The organism is Streptomyces sp. NPDC049040, from assembly GCF_043197715.1.
GTDB lineage: Bacteria > Actinomycetota > Actinomycetes > Streptomycetales > Streptomycetaceae > Actinacidiphila.
In genome coordinates, this window is record NZ_JBICTO010000007.1 from 272,541 (window position 1) to 297,085 (window position 24,545).

Consider the following 24,545-nt stretch of genomic DNA (forward strand, 5'->3'; position numbering starts at 1 on the left):
AATCAAGTCGGATTCCCGGCCGCTCGTCACGCAGGGTGGCAACGAGGCCACCCATGAGGAAGCGGGCATCGGTGTCGGTGCGGACGCATAGACTCGGGAGGCGATGAGCAGCCTCTTTGACGACGACTTCCTGCCCGGTCTGCACGTGGCGCCGGAACCGGCCGATCCCGACGCGCCGCCGCCCCCGGAGGACTGGGGATCCGGCAGCGGCCCCGGCGGCGGACGCGACGCGTACTACCGCGACGGCGCCCCGCGCCCCGCCACCGACCCCGCCCAGCTGCTCGAAGGGCTCAACCCCCAGCAGCGCGCGGCCGTGGAGCACGCAGGCGGCCCGCTGCTCATCGTCGCAGGCGCGGGCTCCGGCAAGACCCGGGTCCTCACCCACCGCATCGCCCACCTGCTCTCCGCCCGCGACGTCCACCCCGGCTCGATCCTCGCGATCACCTTCACCAACAAGGCCGCGGGTGAGATGAAGGAGCGGGTCGAGCAACTGGTCGGCCCGCGCGCCAAGGTGATGTGGGTCTCCACCTTCCACAGCGCCTGCGTGCGCATCCTGCGCCGCGAGTCGAAGGTGCTCGGCTTCACCTCGTCGTTCTCGATCTACGACGCCGCCGACTCCAAGCGCCTGATGGCCCTGGTCTGCCGGGACCTCGACCTCGACCCGAAGCAGTACCCGCCGAAGTCCTTCAGCGCGAAGATCTCCAACCTCAAGAACGAGCTCATCGACGAGGAGACCTTCGCCGCGCAGGCCGACGGCGGCGCGTCCCAGGCCGGAGGCTCCGGCGGAGGGTTCGAGCGGAAGCTCGCCGAGGCCTACGCGCTCTACCAGGCGCGGCTGCGCGAGGCCAACGCGCTGGACTTCGACGACATCATCATGACCACCGTCAACCTGCTCCAGGCCTTCCCCGACGTCGCCGAGCACTACCGGCGGCGCTTCCGGCACGTGCTGGTCGACGAGTACCAGGACACCAACCACGCCCAGTACACCCTGGTGCGCGAGCTGGTGGGCACCGGCGAGGACACCGCAGAGCTGTGCGTCGTCGGTGACGCCGACCAGTCCATCTACGCCTTCCGCGGCGCCACCATCCGCAACATCCTCCAGTTCGAGGAGGACTACCCGGACGCCCGCACCATCCTGCTGGAGCAGAACTACCGCTCCACGCAGACCATCCTGTCGGCCGCCAACGCCGTCATCGAGCGCAATGCCGGGCGGCGCGCGAAGAACCTGTGGACCGAGTCGGGCGACGGCCCGGTCATCACCGGCTACGTCGCCGACCAGGAGCACGACGAGGCGCAGTTCGTCGCCGAGGAGATAGACCGCCTCTCGGACGCGGGTGACGCCAGGCCAGGCGACGTCGCCGTGTTCTACCGCACCAACGCGCAGTCCCGGGTCTTCGAGGAAGTCTTCATCCGGGTCGGCCTGCCCTACAAGGTCGTCGGCGGCGTCCGCTTCTACGAGCGGCGCGAAGTCCGCGACGTCCTGGCCTACTTGCGGGTGCTGGCCAACCCCGAGGACGGCGTACCGCTGCGCCGCATCCTCAACGTGCCCAAGCGCGGCATCGGCGACCGGGCCGAGGCGATGATCGACGCGCTCGCGCTGCGCGAGAAGATCTCCTTCGCCGCCGCCCTGCGCCGGGTCGACGAGGCCTACGGCATGGCGGCGCGCTCGGCCAACGCCGTCCGGCGGTTCAACACCCTGCTGGACGAGCTGCGCACGATCGTCGAATCGGGTGCGGGTCCCGCCGTCGTCCTCGAAGCGGTGCTCGAACGCACCGGGTATCTCGCCGAGTTGCAGGCCTCCACCGATCCGCAGGACGAGACCCGGGTGGAGAACCTCCAGGAACTCGCAGCGGTGGCGCTGGAGTTCGAGCAGGAGCGGGCCGAGGAAGAGCCGGGCACCCTGTCGGACTTCCTGGAACGCGTCGCCCTGGTCGCCGACTCCGACCAGATCCCCGACGACGACGCGGAGAACAACGGCGTCATCACCCTGATGACCCTGCACACCGCCAAGGGCCTGGAATTCCCCGTCGTCTTCCTGACCGGCATGGAGGACGGCGTCTTCCCGCACATGCGCGCGCTCGGGCAGGTCAAGGAGCTCGAGGAGGAGCGGCGGCTGGCGTACGTCGGCATCACCCGCGCCCGCGAGCGGCTCTACCTGACCCGCTCGATGATGCGCAGCGCCTGGGGGCAGCCCTCCTACAACCCGCCCTCGCGCTTCCTCGAGGAGATCCCGGAGCCGCTCATCGAGTGGAAGCGCACCGGGCCCGCGGTCGGCGGCAGCCCGGTGTCGAAGGCGGCCGCGTCGCTGTCCTCGACGCTCGGCGGCGCACGGCGCGGCGGCTCCTCCGGCTCCGGCGGGTTCGCGACCCGGCGCTCGGCGGGCGACCGGCCGGTCATCTCGCTCAAGGTGGGCGACCGGGTCACCCACGACCAGTTCGGCCTGGGCACGGTCATCTCCGTCACCGGGCAGCCGGGCGACGAGAAGGCGACGATCGACTTCGGCGACGAACGCCCCAAGCAGCTGCTGCTGCGCTACGCGCCGGTGCAGAAGCTGTAGGCAGGACGGCGGGCGGGCCGGGCCGTCCGGCCCGCGGCCCGGCGAGGGCTGGGCCGTGAGCGGGTCGCGGGCGGTCCTGCGGATGCCGGCCTGTCGAGGGTGCGGCTATCGCGGGTCGAGGCCGTGCTTGAGCAGCCACGGCAGCGGGTCTATCGGCGAGCCGCCGTTCGGCCGTACCTCGAGGTGGAGGTGCGGACCCGTGGTGTTGCCGGTGTTGCCCGAGTAGGCGATGACGGTGCCGGCCTTCACGGAACCGCTGCGGATCTTCGTACTGCTCAGGTGGCAGTACCAGGTCTCGGTGCCGTCGGGGGCCGTCACGATCGCCATGTTGCCGTAGGAGCTGTTCCACTGCGTGCGGACCGTGCCGTCGGTCACCGCCATCACCGGGGTGCCGACCATCACCGGGAAATCGATGCCGGTGTGCAGGGCCATCCAGTTGACGCCGGCCTGCCCGAAGTAGGCGCTCAGCCCCTTCTGCTTCACCGGCAGCACGAACTTCGGCCGCAGCGCCTCCTTGCGAGCCGCCGCGGCCGCCGCGGCACGCTTCGCCGCCGCCTGCCGGTCCTTGAGGTCGATCCGCTCCTGGGTACGGCTGGCGCGGTCCGCGAAGTCGTTGGCGTCCTGGCTCACCCCGGCGAGCTGCCGGTCGAGCTGGGTCGTCGGCGCCTTGCCGGTCGTCGGGGCGTCGGCCTGCGCGCTGCCCGAGTCCTGCGCCACGCCCACTCCGGTCACGGCGGCGGCACCGACCGCGGCCACACCCATCACCGCGACCGAGGGCACGGCGACGGTGAGCAGCGCGGACCGCTTGGCGGGCTTGCGCCGCCGGCTGCGGGCCACCGGCACGCCGGGCTCGTAGCCGTCGGCGGCGTAGTCGTGCCGCTCGGCGGCGGGTTCGGATTCGGGCTCGGGCTCGGATCCGAACCCGGGGGCCTCGGGCTCGTACGGGTAGGCGTACTCGTACTCGTCGGGCGCGGTCGGGGCCGCGGCCTCCGGTGCCGCCTCGGCCCCGGTCTGCACCGCGGCCGGATACTGATCGGGCTCCGGCGCCTGCTGGTGCTGCTGCTGCGCGTACGGGTCGTACTGGTCGTGCTGTCCGTGCTGCTGCGCGGGGAACTGCTCGTGGACGCCGGTGTCCCCGGCGGCGTCGTAGCCGTACCCGTAGCCGTAGGCCGGGTAGGCGCCCGAGTCCCAGTCCTGCTGCGGGGCGTAGGCCTGCGGCTCGGGCTGCGGCTGGTACGACGTGAACTGCTGGGCGTCGTAGGTGCCGGTGTCGTAGTACGTCGCGCCGGCCGGGTATCCGTAGGGGTCGTAGCTCTGCTGCTGGGCCTGGGGCTCCTGCTGGACCTGCGGCTCCTGCTGGGCGTGCGACGGGCCCTGGTCGTAGCCGTAGCCGGTGCCGTACGCGTAGTCCTGGCCCTGTGGAGCGGCCTGCGGCTGGTCGTAGCCGTACTGCGCCGTCTGCGGCGGGATGTACGCATACGTCCCGGTGGTGGTGTCGTCCGCGAAGACGGTTCCGACAGCCTGGTAGCCGCCCGTGGAATAGACGTCGTACGCGTAGGCGTCGTAGTCGGGGGCGTACCCCGACGGGTGACGTTCGTTCACCGCCAGCTTCTCTTTCGCCTCGGCAGCAGGAGAATTAGCGGTGACTGTAGCCGCCTGTAGGGGACGGCGACAATCTCTGCCCGTAACCTGACGTCCGGCTTGCCCGGCGTTCGGTCGAAATCCGACCGTTATGTGTCCGTTATGCGGCCTCGATGGCCCGCCGGAGCGGTCCACCCCCTGTCAGGGCCTGCCTGATCTCCGCCACCACCGTGTCGTGCACCGGCAGCGCGAGGTGTCCCACCCCGCTGACCTTGACATTCTCCGCCGGCAGGTCCGGATGCACCAGCCGGGCGGCCTCCACCGGGATCATCAGCTGGTCCAGGTCGCTCCAGAACGCAACGAAGCGTGTACGGCACCCGGGAGCGGGCCCCGCCAACTCGGTCAGCACCTCAGAACCCGGCCGCATCTGCCGGATGATCGGATGCGGCGCGAGAGCCGGCACCGCCCGGGTGCCCGCATGCGGTGTACCCAGCGTGACCAGGGTGCGGATCCGGTGGTCACCGCCGAGGCGCTGCACGTAATAGCGGGCGATCAGCCCGCCGAGACTGTGCGCGACGATGTCCACCTTGCGGCGGCCGCTGTGCGCGCAGATGTCCTCCACATGGCGGTCCAGAAGCTCGGCAGCGGCCCGGATGTCGCCGATCAGCGGTGAGTAGTTGAACGCCTGCACCTGCGTCCAGCCGTGCTCGTGCAGGGACCGGCGCAGGACGCCGAACGCCGAGCGGTTGTCCACGAAGCCGTGCAGCAGCAGCACCGGCTGGTGCGCCCTGACCGTGTCCCGCGCCTGATCGCGCTCGGGGAACATGCCGGTCGGATACTGCACCAGGTGCCGCGCAAGGACCGCCAGGTCCACCGCGGTGGCCCTGGCCAGGCCGACCCCGTGCCACAGGCGGCTCCCCGTGCCGCCTGCGGCCTCGGACCCGTCGCCGGGCCCGTCCTCCGGGTCCACACCCTTTCCCTGACCCTCTCCGGGGCCCTTTTCCGCGCCTGCACCCTGCTCCGCCCCCGACGACTGGCCGGCCATGGCCCACCTCCCGTCGCGGCCCGGAGTCCGCATTGACCCCGGCGCCATCGGAGAAGCCGGTGCCCGCGGACGATTCCGCGGATGCCGCATCACCGCGCCCTGCGGCTGGTGAGCGCGGCAATGCGGCGTCCTGACAGCGGCTCCTCAGAGAACCCGACGGGTCGGCGGACAGCCCGGGCGTGTCCCTCGCCCTCGGAGGCCGCCGTCGGCCCGACATCTGGGGAATGTGTCCCACTGTGTGATTTCCCCCTCGGCGCCCTCCGTAAAACTGACGGGTGCGGGAGGTGGACGATAACGTTCGTTCACACGCGTTCACGCAGCGCTGTCCGAGGCCCGCGGGTCATACGCATGGAGGCAGAAATGGGTGTGTCCGGTCCGATCCGTGTAGTGGTCGCCAAACCTGGGCTCGACGGCCACGACCGGGGGGCGAAGGTCATCGCCCGGGCGCTCAGGGACGCCGGCATGGAGGTCATCTACACCGGTCTCCACCAGACCCCCGAGCAGGTCGTCGACACCGCCATCCAGGAGGACGCGGACGCGATCGGCATGTCCATCCTCTCCGGCGCCCACATGACCCTCTTCGCGAAGGTGATCGAGCTGCTCAAGGAGCGCGAGGCCGAGGACATCAAGGTCTTCGGCGGCGGCATCATCCCCGAGGCGGACATCCCATCCCTCAAGGCGCTCGGCGTGGCCGCGATCTTCACCCCCGGCACCCCGACGGGCGACGTCGTGGACTGGGTCAACGCGAACGTTCCCTCGGCGGCCTGAGGCCTCCGGCGCCGCCCGCGGCCGCGACAGTGGACCCCACCCGGGCCGCCGGACGACCCCGGTGCCGGATTACCACGTACCGACCGACCGTGCAGGGGGACGATGAGCTTCTTCGACCGGTCCGACAGCCCGTTGCTCCCCGCCGCCGGTGTCCCGCCGCGCACCGCGGCCGAGGTCCGGGCCGCCCTGCTCGGGCTCGACACCTCCGACGTCCCCTACGTCATCCGCGACGGCGCCCCGGAGGGCGTCGACCTCGTCGGGGAGTGGCAGCACCTGCGCGGCACCCGGCGGGGCGTCTTCGGGCACTTCACACCGGGCGAGGCCTTCCAGATCCGGATGCGCCTGGTCCCGGAGGCCCGCGAGGTCCGCGCCATGGACCACTCCATGGAATTCACCCTGTCAGGGGACGGCTTCACCCGGCGGAGGACCACCTCGCACAGCCGAGGCCAGATGCGGCGCAGATTCCAGGGCACCGCCCACGGGCCCGGACCTGACGGCCGGCGCGAGAAGACGGAGACCCACCGCTTCGACACCGACGACCTCAAGCACGCCCTCCAACACGTCGTCCTCACCGGCGGCTGGAGCTGGCACGGCCTTGTCCGAGGCAGCCTCTGACCCCCGGTGGCGGCCCGGGGCCACACCCCGGCGGGGTCACGCCGGGGCCGCCCGCAACTCGCCCAGCATGGTCGCGCGCAGCCCCAACGTGGCGCTCAGCCGCAAAAACGCCTCACCCCAGTACGCTGCGGCGCCCGGCGCGGAGTCGGCCGGCTCGTCCCCGCCCCCGGCCAGCGCGGCGACCTGGTCCGCCGCCGCCGGGTCGAGGCAGCGCTCGGCCAGCCCCATCACCCCGCTGAAGCTCCACGGGTAACTCCCCGCGTCCCGCGCGATGTCCAGCGCGTCCACCACCGCCCGCCCCAGCGGCGCGGCCCACGGCACCGCGCACACCCCGAGCATCTGGAACGCCTCGGACAACCCGTGCGCCTCGATGAACGCCGCCACCCACTCCGCCCGCTCCTCCACAGGCAGTATCGAGAGCAGTTTCGCCGGATCGCCGACCGCGGCCAGCGGTCCCGAAGGGGCGGGCGGCGGCCCCAGCAGCGCCCGCGCCCACGCGGTGTCCCGCTGCCGGACGGCGGCCCGGCACCACGCCGCGTGCAGATCCGGCTGCCAGTCGTCCAGCACCGGCAGCGCGATGATCTGCTCAGGGGTGCGGCCCCCGAACCGCGCGGGCCAGGTCGCCAACGGGGCCGCGTCCACCAGCTGCCCCAGCCACCACGCCCGCTCCCCGCGGCCGTTGGGCGGCCGCGGGGCCACCCCGTCACGCTCCATCGCCGCGTCGCACTCGTACGGCGCCTCCACCGATATGCCGTCGGGCCCGAGCGACACGCAACTGCGGGCACGGGCCGCCATCCGTGCGGCCAGCGCCGATTCCGGCAGCGCCGACAGGAGTTCGGCCGCCGTCGCCCGCACATTGCGGCTGCGGTCGGTCAGCGCCTGATCGAGGAACGCCTCGTCCGCCGCGGACAGCCCCGACCGCAGCGAGTCGAGGAACATCAGCCGGTCCTCGGCCCGCTCGCCCTTCCATGTCGCGGTCAGCAGCGCCAGGGCGTCGGCGGGCGCCGCCAGCCGCAGCCGGGACAGCAGGGCGATCCGCTCCGCGAACAGCCCCTCCTCCCACAGCCTTTCCACCTCGTCCCGATCCTGCGGGCCCGGCCCGGGAACCGCCCCCGCGCCGGCCCGCAAGGCGTACTTCCAGTCCGGATTCAGCCCCGCGAGCCACTGACCGCGCGGGCCGGCGAAGGCCAGCGCGTCCGTCCGCAGATCCGTCCGCGCCCTGGCCGCGTCCAGCAGCGCCGGCAGCAACTCCGGCGGTGCCGCATAGCCCTCGCCGCACGCCGCCGCCAGCCACTGCGGCAGCAGTTCTGCCAGATTCGGCGCGGAGCCGCGCCGGCTCCCGCCGGTGCCGCCTGCCCGGTCGGCCAGCAGCACCGCCAGCCGGCGGCGAGCCGCCTCCGGCAGCTCCGCCCGCCGGTCGTCCGCCGCCACGGCGGGCCGCTCACCGGCCGAGGCGGGCCGCAGCCCTGCCCGCCGACGGACCGCCCCCGCGGCCGCGGCGTCCAGCAGGCCCGCGGCGGCCTCCTCCGCATCCCCCACCACACCGCCGGGCCGCCGCCGCTCCGTCCCGAGCAACGCGCTTCCGACGAGGTCGTCCCAACCGGCGTCCATCCGCATCCCTCCGCGTTCGATCACGAGCACCTGCGGCGCGGTCCGCCGCGCCATCGCGTCCCCCGAACCCGGTCGGCCGAACCCGCCCCCGTCCGCCCCCCTGGGCCGCCATCCGTCCGCCGACCGCCTTCCACCCCCGGTCCTCCGCCGCGCCGGTCACCTCCCGCCTTCGGTCACCCCCCGCCCCCGTCCGCTCCCGTTCGCCGACCGCCTTCCACTCCCGTCCCCCGGGCCGCCCCCGGCTCCTGTTCGCCGACCTCCCCCAGCTCTCGACCGCCCCCGGCTCCCGTTGGCCGACCTCCCTCCACTCCCGGCTCCCGACCGCCTTCCGCCTCGACCCCCCCCCGGGGCACCGGCTCCCGTCCGCCGACCGCCTTCCCCAGCTTCGGAACGCCCCCCGTCGCCGGGCCGAGTGCCGTGCCGGGCCCGGGAGTGCCGCTTGCCGCTCGGGCGCGGCTCAGGCGAGAACGGTGCGCCCGGCCGTGGACGCGGGCGGCGCTCTGCGGCGTCGCGCCCTACAGCGGAATCGGTCGGGGCGAGGCCCGCGTCCACCCCGCGAGCGGGCGCAGGCCCGTGGCGCCGGCCTCCGCGAAGAGGGTGACGGGATGCCCTCCGGATATCGCGGCGAGCCGCCAGTGCTGCGAGCCGAGCAGCGGTACCGCCGCGTCGCCCGTGGCGTCGGCCACATGCCAGCGGTCCCGGCCCGGAAGGGGGACGACGTCGGTGAGCAGCACCGGCCACGCGTCGAGCCAGGGGTCGTCGGCGAGTGCGGTGCCGTAGGAGTCGAGCGCCTGGCCGACCCCGATGCCCGAGGGCACCGCCTCGGGCAACCCGGTGCCGTAACGGGCGCCGAGGACCGCGCGGAGTGGCACCGCGGCCGGGTGGAAGGCCACTTCCGCGTCGAGCACCGAGCCGACCGGCAGCGCGAGCTCGGGTGCGCGGCCCGCCGCTCCGAAGGAGAGGACGAGAGCGAAGCGCCCCGACGCCCCGTCATACAGCCAGATCCGGCGGGTCGTCAGCCGCTCGTCCGCCGAGTCGTACTGCGCGAGGACCAGCCACTGCCCCCTGACCAGCGGCCCCGCCAGCAGCTCTGCCGAGTCGACAGTGAAGCCGATCCGGGTGCGCACCGTCTCGGCCAGCGGTGCCGGGAGCCGCTGGCGGCCGAGGAAGCCGCGGGCCAGCAGATGCAGCAGACCCGTCTCCTCCAGCATCCGGGAGGGCCAGTCGCCCCCGGAACCGGCCACCGCCCCCAGCTCGCGCACCCGGGTGGCGAGACCGGGGGCCTGAGCGTCGACCATGCGGGCGGCGATCTCGTCCCACTGCTGATACCCCGCGCGATCCGACCCCGCGAGACCCCCCCTCAGCAGGTCGGTGAGCCGCTGCTCCAGCTCGGCGGCGCCCCCCTCCACCCTGACCGCCCGGCGATCGGCCCGCTTCCTCGCCGCCTCCTGTCCGGCCTGACCGGGCACAGGAGGCGGCGCTGACGCGGCGGCCTCCGCCGCCTTCTTGCGCCGCGCCGCCGTCCACTGCTCGGCCCACTCCGGCTCCGCCGCCCCCTCCGGCACCGGCCCGCCGTCCCCCGCCGCCCAGAGCAGGAGCAGCCCGAGCGCGTGCTTGCAGGGAAACTTCCGGCTCGGGCACGAGCACGCGAAGGCCGGCCCGGTCAGATCGACGGCCGTCTGATACGGCCGGCTCCCGCTGCCCGCGCACAGCCCCCACACCGCGGTGCGCGACGCCCCCGTGCCGGACCACGGCGCGGGCGCCGCGAGCCGTGCTCCCGCGGTGCGTGACGCCGTGTCAGGTGCGAGTGCGAGCACCTGGTCCGCTGTCCACCGAGCTTCCGTCTCCTCCATGCGAACCACGGTAGGACCGACCACTGACAATCACTCTGACCTGCATGGATAGCGCGCTGTGACGGATTGTCAGTGGTGGGGTGCAAGGTGGGAACAGCACGGATCGAGAGGGTCCGTTCGAGGAGTGGGGGAGAGCCATGACCGCTACGACGAGCGCCGCGGCCGGCGCCGAGCAGGCCCTGCGGCCGCATGCCGAGGAGGCCTTCGCGGCCGAGCTCGGCGCGCTCGCCGCCGCCGACGACCGCCCGCGCCCGGCGCGCTGGAATCTGTCCCCCTGGGCGGTCGCCACCTATCTGCTCGGCGGGAGCCTGCCGGACGGCACGGTCGTCACACCCAAGTACGTGGGGCCGCGGCGGATCGTGGAGGTGGCCGTCACCACCCTCGCGACCGACCGGGCGCTGCTGCTGCTCGGCGTGCCCGGCACCGCGAAGACCTGGGTGTCGGAGCATCTGGCCGCCGCGATCAGCGGCGACTCGACACTTCTCGTGCAGGGCACCGCGGGCACCCCGGAGGAGGCGATCCGCTACGGCTGGAATTACGCGCAGCTGCTCACCCACGGCCCGAGCCGTGACGCGCTGGTGCACAGCCCCGTGATGCGGGCGATGGCGGAGGGCCGGATCGCCCGGGTGGAGGAGCTGACCCGCATCCCGGCCGACGTGCAGGACTCGCTGATCACGATCCTGTCGGAGAAGACGCTGCCGATCCCGGAGCTGGGCGCGGAGACGCAGGCCGTCCGCGGGTTCAACCTCATCGCGACCGCCAACAACCGCGACCGGGGGGTCAACGACCTGTCGAGTGCCCTGCGCCGCCGGTTCAACACCGTGGTGCTGCCGCTGCCCGCCAGCGCGGAGGACGAGGTGGAGATCGTCTCCCGCCGGGTCGACCAGATCGGTCGCGGCCTCGACCTGCCGGCCGCTCCCCGGGGCGCCGACGAGATCCGCCGGGTCGTCACCGTCTTCCGCGAACTGCGCGGGGGCGTCACCGAGGACGGCAGGACGAAGGTCAAGTCGCCCTCGGGCACGCTCTCGACGGCCGAGGCGATCTCGGTGGTGACCAACGGGCTGGCCCTGGCAGCCCACTTCGGTGACGGGGTGCTGCGCGCGGGCGACATCGCGGCCGGCATCCTCGGCGCGGTCGTCCGCGACCCGGCGGCGGACCGGCTGGTCTGGCAGGAGTATCTGGAGACGGTGATCCGGGAGCGGGACGGGTGGAAGGACTTCTACCGGGCCTGCCGTGAGGTGTCGTCATGACCCGGCCCGCCATGGACCGGCCGACCGGTGCCGCCGCGCCCGACGCTGCCCGGGGTCCTGGCGCGCCCGGTGCCCCGCTGGACCCGGGTGCGCGGGAGGCCGCCGACCGCGCGGCCGCCACCGCGGTGGCGCGGGCTGCCGGGGACGTCGTCCTGCTCGGGGTGCGGCACCACGGGCCGGGCTCCGCCCGTGCGGTGCTGGCCGCGCTCGATGCGTATCGCCCGCAGGCGGTGCTGATCGAGGGGCCGCCGGAGGCCGACGCGCTGGTCGGGCTGGCCGCCGACCCGGCGATGCGCCCGCCGGTGGCGCTGCTCTCCCACGTCGTCGACGACCCGGCGCGGGCCGCCTTCTGGCCCTTCGCGGAGTTCTCGCCCGAGTGGGTCGCCCTGCGGTGGGCCGCCAAGGCCGGCGCCGAGGTCCGCTTCATCGACCTGCCGGCCGCCCACAGCCTGGCCCTTCGCCCGGCGACGGGGGAGGAGCCCTGGCCCGTGCCGGGTCGCCGTCCACCGGGGGCGCCTTCGGCGACCGGGCCCGAGCCCGTTCCGGCCTCGGGCGATGGCCCGTCTGGGGGTTCCGGCAGTGGCGCGGGTGTTCCGGATGTCTCGGGGGCGGGGGCGGAGCGCGGCCTGGCTCCGGGCGAGCGGCGGGGGAATTCCGGCGGCGACCCGCTCGTTCCCGAGCCCTCGGTGCCGAGGGCGCGTCCGGCGACCGGCGTGGAGCCCGGTCCCGCACCTGGGCACCTCCCGGCGGACGGTGCGGCGCCTGGGGCGCCCGGCGCCGAGGGGATCGACGTGCGGGTCGATCCGCTGGCGGTGCTCGCCGCGACGGCCGGGTATGACGACCCGGAGCGCTGGTGGGAGGACGCGGTCGAACACCGGGGCGGCGACGGCGGGGACCCGCTGGCACCGTTCGCCGCGCTCGGCGAGGCGATGGCCGCGATCCGGGCGATCCACGGGGACGGGGGCCACCCCCATGACCCGGTGCGGGAAGCCCACATGCGGCTGCGGCTGCGTGAGGCCCGGCGGGCGCACGAGCGGACGGCCGTGGTGTGCGGCGCGTGGCATGTGCCGGCGCTCGCCGCGCGTACGGCGGTGGCCGCGGATCGGCAGCTGCTCAAGGGGCTGCCGAAGGCCCGGGTCGAGACGACCTGGGTGCCGTGGACGCACCGCAGACTGGCCCGGGCGAGCGGATACGGCGCGGGGATCGACTCGCCCGGCTGGTATCGGCATCTGTTCACCGCCGCCGACCGGCCGGTCACCCGGTGGATGACCAAGGTCGCGGGCCTGCTGCGGGAGGAGGACCTGCCGGTCTCCTCGGCGCATGTCATCGAGGCGGTGCGGCTCGCCGACACGCTCGCGGCGATGCGCGGCCGTCCGCTGGCGGGGCTCGGCGAGACGACGGACGCGGTCCGTGCCGTGATGTGCGACGGCTCCGATGTGCCGTTGGCGCTGATCAGGGACCGGCTGGTGGTGGGAGACGTGCTCGGCGAGGTCCCGCCGGACGCGCCCGCGGTGCCGCTGGCCCGGGACCTGGCGAGGGAGCAGCGCACCCTGCGGCTCAAGCCGGAGGCCCTGGAGCGCGAGGTGGACCTCGACCTGCGCAAGGACACCGACGCGGCCCGCAGCCGGCTGCTGCACCGGCTGGCGCTGCTCGGCGTCGGCTGGGGCGAGCCCGCGAGGGGCCGGGAGAACAAGGGCACCTTCCGGGAGGCGTGGCGACTGCGTTGGGAGCCGGAGTCGGCGGTGCGGGTCGCCGAGGCCGGGATATGGGGGACGACGGTGGTGTCGGCCGCGACCGCGCGGGCGGCGGACGCGGCGACGCACTCCCGCACCCTCGCCGAGGTCACGGGGACAGCCGAGGCGTGCCTGCTGGCCGGGCTGCCCGACGCGCTGCCCGTGGTGATGCGGGTGCTGGCGGACCGGGCGGCACTCGACACCGATGTGGCGCACCTGGCGGCGGCGCTGCCCGCGCTGGTCCGGGCGGTGCGCTACGGGGATGTGCGCGGCACGGACTCGGCGGCGCTCGGCGAGGTCGCCGCGGGCCTGGCACTGCGGATCTGTGTCGGGCTGCCGCCGGCCTGCACGGGTCTGGACGCTGATGGCGCCGCCGCCATGCGGGCGCTGGTCGACGAGGTGCACCGGGCGGTGGCGCTGCTCCCGGATCCGGCGCTGCGGGACCGTTGGGCGGCCGCGCTGCGGACCCTGGCGGAGCGCGACGGCGGCATACCCGGGCTGCTGCGCGGCGCCGCCGCCCGGCTGCTGATGGACGACGGGCGGCTGGACGCGGACCAGGCGGCCCGGCTGATGGGCCTCGCGCTGTCGGCGGGGACGGGCCCGGCGGAGTCGGCGGGCTGGATCGAGGGCTTCCTCGCGGGCGGCGGGATGCTGCTGGTGCACGACGAGAAGCTGCTGGCGCTGGTGGACGGGTGGCTCGGCGGGGTGTCGGCGGAGGCGTTCAGCGATGTGCTGCCCCTGCTGCGGCGGACCTTCGCCGAGTTCGAGCCGGGGGTGCGGCGCACCGTCGGGGAACTGGTGCGGCGCGGCCCCTCGGCGGCGCGGCGGGCTGGCGGGGCAGCCGCGGAGCCGGGGCTGCCCGGTTTCGGCGCCACCCTCGACCCGGCCAGGGCGGACGCGGCGGCGCACACCGTGCGGCTGCTGCTGGGGACGACCACGACGACCGACCTGGGCACGCTCGGGGATGGGGGAGCGCAGGATGACTGACACCGGAGGCACCGGAGGCATCGGTAGCGCCGGGAGCACCGACGTGCCCGAGGAGCGGCTGCGGCGCTGGCGTCTGGTGCTGGGCGGCGGCCCTGCGGCCGACGGCACGGGCTGCGAACTCGCCGGGCGTGACGCGGCGATGGACCGCACGCTCGCCGCGCTGTACGGCTCGGGCCGCACCGGCGGCGGGCAGCAGAGTCGCGGCGGCGACCGTGGCGCGGGTCTCGGCGGGTCGGCCCCGCAGGTCGCCCGGTGGCTCGGTGACATCCGCCGGTATTTCCCCAGCAGCGTCGTCCAGGTCATGCAGCGGGACGCCATCGACCGGCTCGGGCTGTCCGCGCTGCTGCTCGAGCCGGAGATGCTGGAGGCGGCGGAGGCCGACGTCCACCTGGTCGGCACCCTGCTGTCGCTGAACAAGGCGATGCCCGAGACGACCAAGGAGACCGCGCGGGCCGTGGTCAGGAAGGTGGTCGACGACCTGGAGTCCAGGCTCGCGACCCGCACCCGGGCCACGCTGACGGGGGCGCTCGACCGGTCGGCGAAGGTGAGCAGGCCCCGGCACCGCGACATCGACTGGGACCGCACCATCCGGGCCAACCTGCGGCACTACCTCCCCGAGCACGGCACGGTGGTGCCGCAGCGGCTGATCGGTTACGGCCGTGCGGACCGCTCGGTGAAGAAGGACGTGGTGCTGTGCATCGACCAGTCCGGTTCGATGGCCGCGTCCGTCGTCTACGCGTCGGTCTTCGGCGCGGTCCTGGCCTCGATGCGGTCCATCGCCACCCGGCTGGTGGTCTTCGACACGGCGGTGGTGGACCTCACCGAGCAGCTGGACGACCCGGTCGACGTGCTGTTCGGCACCCAGCTCGGGGGCGGCACCGACATCAACAGGGCGCTCGCCTACTGCCAGTCGCTGATCACCCGTCCGGCGGACACGGTGGTCGTACTGATCTCCGACCTCTACGAGGGCGGCATCCGGGACGAGATGCTGAAGCGGGTGGCGGCGATGAAGGCGTCAGGGGTGCAGTTCGTCGCACTGCTGGCGCTGTCCGACGAGGGCGCGCCCGCCTACGACCGGGAGCACGCGGCGGCGCTGGCCGCGCTCGGAGCGCCTGCGTTCGCCTGCACCCCCGACCTCTTCCCCGAGGTGATGGCGGCCGCGATCGAGAAGCGCCGCATCCCCGTACCCGAGGCCTGAAACGGGGGAGGTGGCAGCCGATCTGTGACCGTTCTCACCGCTCGCAAGCGATCCGCGATTTAGGACGTGCCCGTGCGCGGCGATAGCCTGCAAGACGGACATGCCGCGTACTCGGACACCGCGTGCGCTTCCCTGGTGACAGCTGGTGACGTGCCGTCGCCCTGCCCGTAGCGGCACGCCCAGCCGGCAGGCGGCGCTGTACTCATGGCGGCAGCCTCCTGTCGACGTCGGAGTGACATCCAGGCTTACTTCCAGCGGATTCCAGGGAAAAGGGAGACGGACGCGCGTGGACCTGTTCGAGTACCAGGCGAGGGATCTCTTCGCCAAGCACGGTGTACCGGTGCTGGCCGGTGAAGTCATCGACACGCCTGAGGCGGCACGCGCGGCGGCGGAGCGACTCGGCGGCCGAGCGGTCGTCAAGGCGCAGGTCAAGGTGGGTGGCCGCGGCAAGGCCGGCGGTGTGAAGCTGGCCGCGGACCCGGCCGACGCGGTCGCCAAGGCCGAGGCCATTCTCGGCATGGACATCAAGGGCCACACGGTCCACAAGGTGATGCTCGCCGAGACCGCGGACATCAAGGAGGAGTACTACGTCTCCTTCCTGCTGGACCGCACCAACCGCACCTTCCTGGCGATGGCGTCGGTCGAGGGCGGTGTCGAGATCGAGGTCGTGGCCGAGGAAAACCCGGACGCGCTCGCCAAGGTCGCGGTGGACGCGCTGGAGGGCGTGACGCCGGAGAAGGCCGCCGAGATCGTGGCCGCGGCGAAGTTCCCCGCCGACATCGCCGACCAGGTCGCCGACGTGCTGCAGCAGCTGTGGACCGTCTTCATCAAGGAAGACGCTCTGCTGGTCGAGGTCAACCCGCTGGTCAAGACCGGCGAGGGCAAGATCGTCGCGCTCGACGGCAAGGTCTCGCTCGACGAGAACGCCGCCTTCAGGCAGCCGGAGCACGAGGCGCTGGAGGACAAGGCCGCCGCCAACCCGCTGGAGGCCAAGGCCAAGGCCAAGGGCCTCAACTACGTCAAGCTCGACGGCGAGGTCGGCATCATCGGCAACGGCGCGGGGCTGGTCATGTCCACCCTCGACGTCGTCGCCTACGCCGGCGAGGCGCACGGCGGCGTGAAGCCCGCCAACTTCCTGGACATCGGCGGCGGCGCCTCCGCCGAGGTCATGGCCAACGGCCTGGAGATCATCCTCGGCGACCCGGACGTGCGCTCGGTGTTCGTCAACGTCTTCGGCGGAATCACCGCCTGCGACGAGGTCGCCAACGGCATCGTGCAGGCCCTGGCACTGCTCAAGTCCAAGGGCGAGGACGTCACCAAGCCCCTGGTCGTGCGCCTGGACGGCAACAACGCGGAGCTGGGTCGGAAGATCCTTTCCGACGCGAACCACCCCCTGGTGCAGCGGGTGGACACCATGGACGGCGCGGCCGACAAGGCCGCCGAGCTGGCCGCGAAGTAAGGGACGAGGACACAAGACAACCATGGCTATCTTCCTCACCAAGGACAGCAAGGTCATCGTCCAGGGCATGACCGGCGCCACCGGCATGAAGCACACCACGCTGATGCTCGGCGACGGCACGAACATCGTCGGCGGTGTCAACCCGCGCAAGGCCGGCACCACCGTCACCTTCGACCAGGGCCGCGAGGTCCCGGTCTTCGGCGGCGTCAAGGAGGCCATGGAGGCCACCGGCGCGGACGTGACGGTCATCTTCGTCCCGGAGAAGTTCACCAAGGACGCCGTGGTCGAGGCCATCGAGGCCGAGATCCCGCTGGCCGTCGTGATCACCGAGGGCGTCGCGGTGCACGACTCCGCCGCGTTCTGGGCGCTGGCCCAGCAGAAGGGCAACAAGACCCGCATCATCGGTCCGAACTGCCCCGGCCTGATCACCCCCGGCCAGTCCAACGCCGGCATCATCCCGGGCGACATCACCAAGCCCGGCCGCATCGGCCTGGTGTCGAAGTCCGGCACCCTGACGTACCAGATGATGTACGAGCTGCGCGACATCGGCTTCTCGTCCGCGGTCGGCATCGGCGGCGACCCGATCATCGGCACCACGCACATCGACGCGCTCGCCGCGTTCGAGGCCGACCCCGACACCGACCTGATCGTGATGATCGGCGAGATCGGCGGCGACGCCGAGGAGCGGGCCGCGGCCTTCATCGAGAAGAACGTGACGAAGCCGGTCGTCGGCTACGTCGCCGGCTTCACCGCGCCCGAGGGCAAGACCATGGGCCACGCCGGCGCCATCGTCTCCGGCTCCTCCGGCACCGCGCAGGCCAAGAAGGAGGCCCTGGAGGCCGCGGGCGTCAAGGTCGGCAAGACCCCGTCCGAGACCGCCAGGCTGGCCCGCGAGATCCTCGTCGGCTGACACCGCGTCACCCCGCGACGGCGTGGGCCCGCCCCTGCACGGGGGCGCGCCCACGCCGTCGCCGTAGGGTCAGCCGCCCGCTGCCGGCTCGGCGTGCTGCTGGTGCGCGGGACCGTGCCTGGGCGGCGTGCCATGCTGCGGTCCGACGATCATGCCCACGGTGGTCGCCAGCACGACCGCCCCGGCCACCGTGAAGGCCCCGACCGTACGCAGCCGGGTGCGCCGCTCGCTGGTGTTCCGTACCCGCGACGGCTCGGGCTCGCCGCCTGGCGCGTCCCGCTCCGCCGCCAGCAGGGCGGTCAGCAGCGGGCCCGCGTCGCCGCCGTCGTAGTCGTCGGGCAACGCGGCGGCCAGTTCGCGCCGGGCGCCGATGATCCGGGACGCCACGGCGGTGGTGCTCGACTCGACCTCCGCGGCGGTCACCGACAGGCTCAGCCCGAGGCCGTCGTGCAGCAGCAGCGCCCGCCGCCGCTCCGGGTGCAGCCGTACCAGCGCCCGGTGCGGGTCGCCGGTGGCGGCGGCGCGGCGCCGCCGCAGCAGCCGCTGCCACGGGGTCAGCGCGTAGCCGTGCGCGGCGGCCCGCACCCACCCCGCGGGGTCGCTGTCGCGGGCCACATCGGGCCAGTTCTGCCAGGCCAGGTCGAACGCCCGCCGTGCCGCCCGCGCCGCCAATCCCCGGTCCGCCGTCAGTACGGCCACCTGCTGCCGCAGGGCGGCGGCGCCGTGCAGGTAGAGCATGTCGAAGGCGCCCCTGGGGTCCTCGGCGGCGGCCGCACCCTCGGGGCTCAGCGGCATGACGGTCGCGGCGACCGGGCGGTAGACGACACGTACCCGCATCGGGCCGGGCGGTCGCACGCCGGGGCGGCACGTCGAGGGTCCGGGCTTGCGCGGGCGGGAGGTCTTGGGGCCGGGCGGGGGAGCGGGGGTGGTGGCGGTGGCCTGGTGGGCCGCGGCCGTCGCGCGGGACGCGGAAGGCGGCTTCCGGTCCGCCTTCGACCCGGTCCTCTGTGACCTTTTGCGCCCGCTCACCGGCGAAGCCTTTCGTCCGACGGTCCGAAAAAAGCACGTATACGGGACATCATGGGCGACACGACGACCAAACGCCCGCTGCTGGGGCGAAACGGGTGTTCTTGGCACCATGGAACGCCGTGACCCAACTGACCGAACAGGCACAGCCCTACCCGCCCGCGGAATCCGACCCGGAGACCCGGCGGGCGGCCGCCGCGGCCCGCGCGTCGGCCGCCGCCACCGGGGCGGCCGCGGCCGGGCTCGCCCTCGCCGTGCTGGCCGCGGTCGTCCTGCTGCTCTGGGTGGTCTCACCGTTCCCCGACAGCGGAATCGGCGGGGCACTGCACCTCGGCGCCTCGGTGTGGCTGCTCGCGCAGGGCGCCGACCTGGTGCGCGACGACACGCTCTCCGGGGTGCCGGCCCCGATCGGCGTCATGCCGCTGCTGCTCAGCGCACTGCTGGGGTGGCTGCTGTACCGGGGGACCGCGTCGGCGGTCGCGAGCAGTGGTACGTACCGCTCCGCCGGGTGGGTGCTCAGCGGCTACCTCTCCGTCGCCGCGCTCGTCGCCGGGTACGCGGCCCGCGGGCCGCTGCGGGTCGACGCGCTCTCGGCGGCTGTCTGCGTACCGCTCTTCGCGGCCGCGGCCACCGCGGCCGGAGCCTGGGCCGGCAGCGGCAGGCCACCGCTGGAGCGGTACGTGCCGTGGGGCGCGGACGCCGCCGTCGCGCTACGGTCCGGCGGCATCGCCACCGGTGTCCTGGTCGGCGGCGGCGCGCTCGTCGGCGGCACCGCGCTCGCCTGGCACGCCGGTGCCGCGGGACGGACCTTCGGGCAGCTCAGCGCGGGGCTCGCCGGGCAGGCGGCGGTCATGCTGCTGTGCGTGCTGCTGGTACCGAACCTCGCGGTGTGGTCCGCCGCCTACGGTCTCGGGCCGGGGTTCGTACTCGGCGCCGGCCGGACGGTCGCGCCTGACGGTGTGTCGGCACACCCGCTGCTGCCGCGCTTTCCGCTGTTGGCCGCGGTGCCGGGGCCCGGCGGCCACGGTGCCGGCTGGGCCGCGCTCGCCGTGCCGGCCGCCGCGGGGTGCGCGCTGGCCGTCTGCTGCGTCAGGGCGCGCCTCGGAGTGCGCAGTACCGCCCTGGTCGCCGCGGGAGGGTCCGCCGTGTGCGGGCTCGCCTTCGGCCTCCTCGCCGCCGCGTCCGGCGGGGCCATGGGTACGGGGGCGCTCGGCGCTTTCGGGCCGGCCTGGTGGTCGTGCGCGGCCGCCGCAACGGTCTGGCCGCTGGCCTTGGCGCTCCCGACCGCCACCCTCATCTCCTGGACCCGCACCCGCCCGTCACCCCTCCCCCCACCACCCCCTTACCCCCCGACCCCACCCCTCCCCCCACACTGACCCGCACCAAAACAAGGCAAGGGGCACCCCCTGAGGGGTGCGAGGAACGGCGCGCCCAGCCACCGCGAGCCGGCGGCCAACCGCCTACCGCAAGGGGCCCCCCGTCAGGGGTGCGAGGAACGGCGCGTCCGGCCACAGCGGACCGGCGGCCAACCGCCCAACGCAAGGGGGCACCCCGTCAGGGGTGCGGGGAACTGCGCGCCCAGCCACAGCGGACCGGCGGCCAACCGCCCACCGCAAGGGGGCACCCCGTCAGGGGCGCGGGGAACTGCGCGCCGGGCCACCGCGGACCGGCGGCCAACCGCCCACCGCAAGGGGGCACCCCGTCAGGGGCGCGGGGAACGGCGCGCCCAGCCGAGACCGCACCGGCGGCCAACCGCCCCCCGCGGGCCCCCAGGGGCGCAAGCCCCCGGAGGTCACCCCGCCGCGGGCGGCCCGTCGGCGCAACCCCGCGGTGGAACCGCCTAGCCGCGAAGTGCGGGAATGCTCCGAAGCGGCTCGGGCAACAGCTTCTGGCACGCCTGCGACGCAGGATGCGTCAACGCATCCTGCTTGCACGTGTAGTAGTCGCGGTAAGCGAGATGCAGCGCAAAGCTCGATGCGACGATCGCGATCGTCACCGCACTGGTGACGATCCCGCTCCACGCCGCGGTCATGAAGGACCGCTGCGCGTCGGGCCCCGGCGCCGGCGGCGTCGGCCGCGGCGTCTGCGTGGCGTCGGCGAGGGCCGACGCGGCGGTCGCCCTGGCCTCGGCCCGGTCCTCCGGGGTCATCCGCAGTGCGCTGATCCCCCAGTAGAGGGCGAGCGCCCCGAGCAGCAGGCCGACCTCGACCCAGCCGAGCACCGCGAAGATCAGGCCCCAGCCGCCGCAGACGAGCGCGTAGCGGGACCGCCGCTGCGCGGGGTCGGTGGGGTCGAAGCGCGGTCCTGTGCCCTGGGGGCCGTTCGGGCCCTGGTGGGGGTTGGGGCGGCCGTCCTGCGGCTGCTGGTTCCCCCATTGGTGGCCCCAGGCCTGGGGCGCGCCGGGCCGCCGTCCCGGCGGCGGGGGCGGGGGCGTACCCCCGGAACCTGACGGATCGGACGAGCCCGAGGACCCGGACGGGCCCGTGGAACCGTGCGTGCCCGAGTCGGCGTCGCCCGATCCATCGGGCCGCCTGGGCTGCCAGGGCCGGTCCGGCGTCCCCTCCGGGGGCGGCGCGAACGGGTTGTCCTGGTCCTGGTCGCCCTCGGGCGCGCGCAGCGCAAGATGATTACGGCCGCTGCTCATGATGTGATGCGCCATCCCCTTGGGCTCGACTCCTCTTACCGGGCTCTTCGCCGTCCTGCACCACAAGTCATACGTGACACAGGTGTCGGATACATCACGTTCACCCGCGCGCAGCGCGCGCGAAGTCCCGTGCTCCCGCCAGACGCTACCGCCCGCGCGGTCCCCCGTCCCGTGGGGGCCGTCCGGAGTGCCGGTATCGTTGCTGACGGTCGGCGGTCTCGTAGGGTTCCCCGGAATCCGGCCAATCCCCGACTCGTACGATCATCCGAACGATTTTCAGCGAGAGAAGAGCCCCCGCCAGTGGCTGCCCACACTCCCGCCAGCACCCCGGCGCGCTTGGTCGTCCTCGTCTCCGGCTCCGGCACCAACCTCCAGGCGCTGCTCGACGCCATCGACGCCGACCCCGCCTACGGCGCCAGGATCGTCGCGGTCGGCGCCGACCGCGACGGCATCGCGGGGCTGGAGCGGGCCGCGCGCGCCGGGCTGCCCACCTTCGTGGTGAAGGTGGGCGACCACCCGGACCGCGCCGCCTGGGACGCCGCGCTGACCGGGGCGACGGCCGCGTACGAGCCCGACCTCGTGGTGTCGGCCGGCTTCATGAAGATCGTCGGCAAGGACTTCCTCGCGGCCTTCGGCGGCCGGTTCATCAACACCCACCCCGCGCTGCTGCCGAGTTTCCCCGGGGCGCACGGCGTACGCGATGCGCTCGCGTACGGCGCCAAGGTCACCGGGTGCACCGTCCACTTCGTCGACGACGGCGTCGACACCGGCCCGGTCATCGCCCAGGGCGTGGTCGAGGTCAGGGCGGACGACACGGAGGACGCGCTCCACGAGCGCATCAAGGACGTCGAGCGGCGCCTGCTCGTCGACGTCGTAGGGCGGCTGTCGCGCGACGGCTACCGCATCGAAGGACGAAAGGTACGGATTCCGGCATGAGCGCCGAAGACACCCAGGGCCAAGGACAGGGCGCGGGCACTCGCCCCTTCCGCCGCGCGCTGATCAGCGTCTACGACAAGACCGGTCTCGAGGAGCTGGCCCGCGGCCTGCACGAGGCGGGCGTGGAGCTGGTGTCGACCGGCTCGACGGCCGCCCGTATCGCCGCCGCCGGGCTGCCGGTGACGCCGGTCGAGGAGCTGACCGGCTTCCCCGAGTGCCTGGACGGCCGGGTCAAGACGCTGCACCCGCGGGTGCACGCCGGCATCCTCGCCGACCTGCGGCTCGACGACCACCGCCGGCAGCTGGACGAGCTGGGCGTCAAGCCCTTCGAGCTGGTCGTGGTGAACCTCTACCCGTTCAGGGAGACGGTGGCGTCCGGCGCGGGCGACGACGAGTGCGTCGAGCAGATCGACATCGGCGGGCCCTCGATGGTGCGCGCCGCCGCCAAGAACCACCCCTCGGTCGCCGTGGTCACCAGCCCGGCCCGCTACGCCGACGTGCTGGCGGCCGCCGAGTCGGGCGGCTTCGACCTGCACACCCGCAAGCGGCTCGCCGCCGAGGCGTTCCGGCACACCGCGGCGTACGACGTGGCGGTGGCGTCCTGGTTCGCGGACGGCTACGCGGCCGACGAGGACAGCGCCTTCCCGGAGTTCGTCGGCGAGGTCTTCACCCGCCGCCAGACCCTGCGCTACGGCGAGAACCCGCACCAGCCCGCCGCGCTCTACGTCACCGGCGACGGCGGCGGCCTGGCCGGCGCCGAGCAGCTGCACGGCAAGGAGATGTCCTTCAACAACTACGTGGACACCGAGGCCGCCCGCCGGGCCGCCCACGACCACGAGGACATCTGCGTGGCGATCATCAAGCACGCCAACCCGTGCGGTATCGCCGTCGGCTCCGATGTCGCGGACGCGCACCGCAAGGCGCACGCCTGCGACCCGCTCTCCGCCTTCGGCGGCGTCATCGCCGTGAACCGGCCGGTGTCGGTGGCGATGGCCGAGCAGGTCGCGGAGATCTTCACCGAGGTCATCGTGGCTCCGGACTACGAGGACGGCGCCGTCGAGGTGCTGGCCCGCAAGAAGAACATCCGGGTGCTGCGGGTCGCCGCCGCCCCCGACGCGGTCGCCGAGTACAAGCCCATCGAGGGCGGCATCCTGCTCCAGGTCAAGGACCGGCTGCAGGCCGAGGGCGACGACCCGGCCACCTGGACGCTGGCCGCGGGCGAGCCGCTGGCGGCCGCGGAGCTGGCCGAACTGGCCTTCGCCTGGCGCGCGTCGCGTGCCGTGAAATCCAACGCGATCCTGCTGGCCAAGGACGGCGCCACCGTCGGCGTCGGCATGGGCCAGGTCAACCGGGTCGACTCGGCCAAGCTCGCGGTGGCCCGCGCCGGCGCGGAGCGCGCTGCCGGCTCGTACGCGGCGTCCGACGCCTTCTTCCCCTTCCCCGACGGCTTCGAGGTGCTGGCCGAGGCCGGCGTCCGCGCGGTGGCGCAGCCCGGCGGCTCGATCCGCGACGAAGCGGTGATCGAGGCGGCGCGGAAGGCCGGCGTGACGATGTACCTGACGGGCACCCGGCACTTCTTCCACTGAGCCGCCGACGCCCGGGGCGGCAGAGCCGCAGCGCACCGAGGCCGTACCCCGCGCCAGGGGTACGGCCTCGGTGCGTCCGCGCCTCGCGGCTCAGAACTGGTCTTTGATCACCACGGTGCTGACCATCTTGTCGGCCCAGGTCTGGTTCTTGTCGTCCCACAGCGGCCACAGGAAGCCCAGGGCGCAGGGGACGGCGTCGAGCAGGTGCAGCCAGCGGCGGCCGAAGGCGCGGCCGAAGCCGAGGGCGGCGCCGTCGGAGGCGCGCAGCAGCCGGATGCCGACGATCTTCTTGCCCGGCGTCTGCCCGGTCTTCCCCTCGCGGATGCTGAGGAAGACCAACACGGCGAGGCTGAGGATGCCGCCGACCACGAGCAGCGTCACGCCGGTGCTCGACATGTGGGGCAGTTCGCAGCTGCCGGACGGGATGCCCTGGTCGGTGCAGGCGTCCCTGGCGTCCTGCACCTTCATGCTGTACGGGATGTCCGCCGCGAATATCAATCCGGTCGGCACCAGGTTGAACATCAGGAAGTCGAGCATGTACGCCCCCAGCCGCGCGCCCCAGCTCGCCAGCGGCGGTACGCCCGGCGGCAGCCCGCCCGGCTGCGGGTAGGCCCCGTACTGCTGCTGCGGAGGGTAGCCGTAGCCCGGCTGCTGCTGCCCGTAATACGGCTGCTGCGGGATGCCGGGGGGCTGCTGCTGGCCGTAGGGCTGCTGGGGAGGGCCGCTGTACGGGTTCGGCGGGCCGGGTGGCTGACTCACGTGCGGATTCCTTAGTGAGCGGGAGGA

Annotated in this window: 18 protein-coding genes; 11 read left to right on the plus strand and 7 right to left on the minus strand. The window is 73.8% G+C overall.

Annotation, left to right across the window (positions count from 1 at the left end):
• Window positions 1-103: 103 nt before the first annotated feature.
• A complete protein-coding gene (pcrA, locus tag ACGFMP_RS20750) occupies window positions 104-2,557 on the plus strand; it encodes a DNA helicase PcrA (RefSeq protein WP_393674185.1) in 2,454 nt (817 codons plus the stop codon).
• A 105-nt stretch (window positions 2,558-2,662) separates the two neighbouring features.
• Here pcrA and ACGFMP_RS20755 read toward each other — a convergent pair whose 3' ends face one another.
• On the minus strand, window positions 2,663-4,159 hold the full coding sequence (locus ACGFMP_RS20755) for a M23 family metallopeptidase (RefSeq protein WP_393674186.1): 1,497 nt from the start codon (window positions 4,157-4,159) through the stop codon (window positions 2,663-2,665).
• A gap of 139 nt (window positions 4,160-4,298) precedes the next feature.
• Window positions 4,299-5,048 (minus strand): esterase/lipase family protein, encoded by a 750-nt coding sequence (locus tag ACGFMP_RS20760; protein ID WP_393674300.1) that lies wholly within the window; start codon window positions 5,046-5,048, stop codon window positions 4,299-4,301.
• A gap of 495 nt (window positions 5,049-5,543) precedes the next feature.
• On the opposite strand from ACGFMP_RS20760, the gene ACGFMP_RS20765 reads away from it, so the two are divergent.
• Together ACGFMP_RS20765 and ACGFMP_RS20770 are read left to right on the plus strand one after the other, a co-directional pair.
• On the plus strand, window positions 5,544-5,951 hold the full coding sequence (locus ACGFMP_RS20765) for a cobalamin B12-binding domain-containing protein (RefSeq protein WP_393674187.1): 408 nt from the start codon (window positions 5,544-5,546) through the stop codon (window positions 5,949-5,951).
• Window positions 5,952-6,053: 102 nt separating this feature from the next.
• A complete protein-coding gene (locus tag ACGFMP_RS20770; RefSeq protein ID WP_393674189.1) occupies window positions 6,054-6,566 on the plus strand; it encodes a hypothetical protein in 513 nt (170 codons plus the stop codon).
• 36 nt (window positions 6,567-6,602) lie between these two features.
• On the opposite strand, the gene ACGFMP_RS20775 is transcribed toward ACGFMP_RS20770, so the two are convergent.
• Window positions 6,603-8,183 (minus strand): DUF5691 domain-containing protein, encoded by a 1,581-nt coding sequence (locus ACGFMP_RS20775; protein WP_393674301.1) that lies wholly within the window; start codon window positions 8,181-8,183, stop codon window positions 6,603-6,605.
• A 509-nt stretch (window positions 8,184-8,692) separates the two neighbouring features.
• Window positions 8,693-10,030: an SWIM zinc finger family protein gene (locus ACGFMP_RS20780; RefSeq protein WP_393674190.1), complete on the minus strand. Its 1,338-nt coding sequence runs from the start codon at window positions 10,028-10,030 to the stop codon at window positions 8,693-8,695.
• A 137-nt stretch (window positions 10,031-10,167) separates the two neighbouring features.
• Here ACGFMP_RS20780 and ACGFMP_RS20785 point away from each other — a divergent pair, with 137 nt between their 5' ends.
• The 5 genes from ACGFMP_RS20785 (at window position 10,168) to sucD (ending at window position 17,567) form a co-directional block, all read left to right on the plus strand.
• Window positions 10,168-11,280: an AAA family ATPase gene (locus ACGFMP_RS20785; protein ID WP_393674191.1), complete on the plus strand. Its 1,113-nt coding sequence runs from the start codon at window positions 10,168-10,170 to the stop codon at window positions 11,278-11,280.
• Window positions 11,277-14,000, plus strand: a complete 2,724-nt coding sequence (locus ACGFMP_RS20790; RefSeq protein ID WP_393674192.1) for a DUF5682 family protein — start codon at window positions 11,277-11,279, stop codon at window positions 13,998-14,000. Before ACGFMP_RS20785 ends, ACGFMP_RS20790 begins: the two co-directional genes overlap by 4 nt.
• Window positions 13,993-15,198, plus strand: a complete 1,206-nt coding sequence (locus ACGFMP_RS20795; RefSeq protein ID WP_393674193.1) for a VWA domain-containing protein — start codon at window positions 13,993-13,995, stop codon at window positions 15,196-15,198. The genes ACGFMP_RS20790 and ACGFMP_RS20795 overlap by 8 nt, the downstream gene beginning before the upstream one ends.
• Window positions 15,199-15,484: 286 nt before the next feature.
• Window positions 15,485-16,657, plus strand: coding sequence for an ADP-forming succinate--CoA ligase subunit beta (sucC, locus tag ACGFMP_RS20800; protein WP_393674194.1), 1,173 nt, complete (start codon window positions 15,485-15,487; stop codon window positions 16,655-16,657).
• Between the two features lie 22 nt (window positions 16,658-16,679).
• Entirely contained in the window at window positions 16,680-17,567 is an 888-nt protein-coding gene (gene sucD / locus ACGFMP_RS20805; protein WP_393674195.1) for a succinate--CoA ligase subunit alpha, read from the plus strand.
• A 69-nt stretch (window positions 17,568-17,636) separates the two neighbouring features.
• On the opposite strand, the gene ACGFMP_RS20810 is transcribed toward sucD, so the two are convergent.
• Window positions 17,637-18,404 (minus strand): RNA polymerase subunit sigma-70, encoded by a 768-nt coding sequence (locus ACGFMP_RS20810; RefSeq protein WP_393674196.1) that lies wholly within the window; start codon window positions 18,402-18,404, stop codon window positions 17,637-17,639.
• Window positions 18,405-18,715: 311 nt separating this feature from the next.
• Between ACGFMP_RS20810 and ACGFMP_RS20815 the strand changes: the two genes are divergently transcribed.
• Window positions 18,716-19,969 carry a DUF6350 family protein gene (locus tag ACGFMP_RS20815; RefSeq protein WP_393674198.1) on the plus strand — a complete coding sequence of 418 codons (1,254 nt, stop codon included), beginning with the start codon at window positions 18,716-18,718 and terminating at the stop codon, window positions 19,967-19,969.
• 464 nt (window positions 19,970-20,433) lie between these two features.
• Here the strand turns inward: ACGFMP_RS20815 and ACGFMP_RS20820 are convergent, their stop codons facing one another.
• Window positions 20,434-21,252, minus strand: a complete 819-nt coding sequence (locus ACGFMP_RS20820) for a hypothetical protein (RefSeq protein ID WP_393674199.1) — start codon at window positions 21,250-21,252, stop codon at window positions 20,434-20,436.
• 285 nt (window positions 21,253-21,537) lie between these two features.
• On the opposite strand from ACGFMP_RS20820, the gene purN reads away from it, so the two are divergent.
• Both purN and purH read left to right on the plus strand, forming a co-directional pair.
• Complete coding sequence (gene purN, locus ACGFMP_RS20825; protein ID WP_393674201.1) at window positions 21,538-22,173, plus strand: phosphoribosylglycinamide formyltransferase; 636 nt, start codon at window positions 21,538-21,540, stop codon at window positions 22,171-22,173.
• A complete protein-coding gene (purH, locus tag ACGFMP_RS20830) occupies window positions 22,170-23,759 on the plus strand; it encodes a bifunctional phosphoribosylaminoimidazolecarboxamide formyltransferase/IMP cyclohydrolase (protein WP_393674202.1) in 1,590 nt (529 codons plus the stop codon). Before purN ends, purH begins: the two co-directional genes overlap by 4 nt.
• Window positions 23,760-23,849: 90 nt before the next feature.
• Here the strand turns inward: purH and ACGFMP_RS20835 are convergent, their stop codons facing one another.
• On the minus strand, window positions 23,850-24,518 hold the full coding sequence (locus ACGFMP_RS20835; RefSeq protein WP_393674203.1) for an RDD family protein: 669 nt from the start codon (window positions 24,516-24,518) through the stop codon (window positions 23,850-23,852).
• Window positions 24,519-24,545 lie beyond the last annotated feature (27 nt).